Genomic DNA, 1,477 nt, shown 5'->3' on the forward strand with positions numbered 1-1,477 from the left:
ATTCTTCATCCATCTGGCGCAGGTCGAAATCAGTGAGAGGCGTGGGCTTTTTTAACAAGATTGCACATCATACATTGAACTGAGTTTCCAGGCAGAAAAATTGTCTGCGGGGAGGTGATTGGTTACGATACCTTTGGCTACCCACCAGAGCACACCGAACCAGATGACCATCAATGCCAAATAACCAGTCCCATAACGACATCCCCGTTTATACTCATGCAAGTTAATGCACATTTTCAAACCAACATCCTCCTCAAATTCAGTCATCCCGACGACTGAGCACCCCGTGTAATCATTACCGCTCACGCAAACTCTCTTGCGTCGCATGCAACATCGGCGCCAGAAAATAGTCGATAATCCAGTGCTTGCCCGTCTCGATTTCGGCGCTCACATTCATTCCGCCACTCAATGCAACGCGCTTGCCGTCAACCGTCAACGTAGCTTATTTGAATTTCAGCGTGGTTAGATAAAACACCCATTTTTTCGTCGGTCACCGCATCGGCCGTGAGCACCTCGACTTTCGCGTCCACCGTGCCGTACTTGGTATAAGGAAAGTTTTTGAGCTTGACGTTGGCATCTGCCCGGCATTGACGAAGCCGATGTCCTGGTTCGCGATGCTGACTTGGGCGTTGACGCCGACCGTATCGGGCACCACGATCATCAGGGCTGCGCCGCAACCAGCACGCCGCCGGGGAAATAAACTCAGCCAGAAGCGGGGTCATTCGTTCACTCGGTTTTTCCTGAAGGGTGAACCTGTCAAGCCATCGTCCAAACCGTCCACATAAGCAGCATCAGCCAAAATCGCATTGATGAAAATATCATGCATATTCATATATATATTCCCCGGTTTAGTTAATAACTTTGAATTCAGTAAAAAGTGTTCGCATTTCTTCTGGGTAGCACACCCCGGTAAAGGTCAACGGATTACCTCCCTCATTGAGCTGGAAATTTCTGGCCAAAAATCCTTGACCCATTCTGAATACTTCATACCTGAGCATCAACGATTTGTCGCTTTCATAAACAAAATCCCAAATCTTACTATTCGTGGGAAGCGCCATTCCATCAATTCCATTTTCTTCATGAGCAACAAATATAAGACGCGCTCCTCTTTTTTTCGCCATCGCCGGATCCTTATAGATCACCTGATGCCTGCATAAATTTGCGAGCTGTATCGCCCCGATAATTTCATCAGCGAGCGGCAGTGGATAGACAATGGCAATGATAATAGTCGCAACTAATGCCTTGTGCCGATTATCGACACAACGTGCAATACCTTTCACCACCCACCAGAGCACACCAAACCAAATCAGCAGCAATACCAAATAAAATAGACCCATAATTACATTCTCCTGAGCCAATTGCAAAACGATTTTTCCGAACTGGCCGACATCAGGAGAGCACGATTTTTCATCGCTTTTTCGTGATATCGGAGGAAATCTGATCGGTTACGGCGGCGGAATCATGGCTAATCTCATTT

The 1,477-nt window shown here is 47.2% G+C and carries 2 protein-coding genes; both read right to left on the reverse strand.

Going from position 1 to position 1,477, the window contains the following annotated elements; genetic code table 11:
• Positions 1–425: 425 nt before the first annotated feature.
• The gene (locus F1735_RS33505) at positions 426–722 is read right to left on the reverse strand and encodes a hypothetical protein (protein ID WP_167241316.1); all 297 of its coding nucleotides are present in this window, start codon (positions 720–722) and stop codon (positions 426–428) included.
• Positions 723–848: 126 nt separating this feature from the next.
• Positions 849–1,337, reverse strand: coding sequence for a hypothetical protein (locus F1735_RS33510; RefSeq protein ID WP_167241317.1), 489 nt, complete (start codon positions 1,335–1,337; stop codon positions 849–851).
• Positions 1,338–1,477 lie beyond the last annotated feature (140 nt).

Source organism: Massilia genomosp. 1 (assembly GCF_011682185.1).
GTDB lineage: Bacteria > Pseudomonadota > Gammaproteobacteria > Burkholderiales > Burkholderiaceae_D > Telluria_A > Telluria_A rubra.

Excerpts from the sequence above, each read along its gene's own strand:
- F1735_RS33510 (WP_167241317.1), bottom strand. The coding sequence starts at position 1,337 with ATGGGTCTATTTTATTTGGTATTGCTGCTGATTTGGTTTGGTGTGCTC.
- F1735_RS33505 (WP_167241316.1), bottom strand. The coding sequence starts at position 722 with ATGACCCCGCTTCTGGCTGAGTTTATTTCCCCGGCGGCGTGCTGGTTG.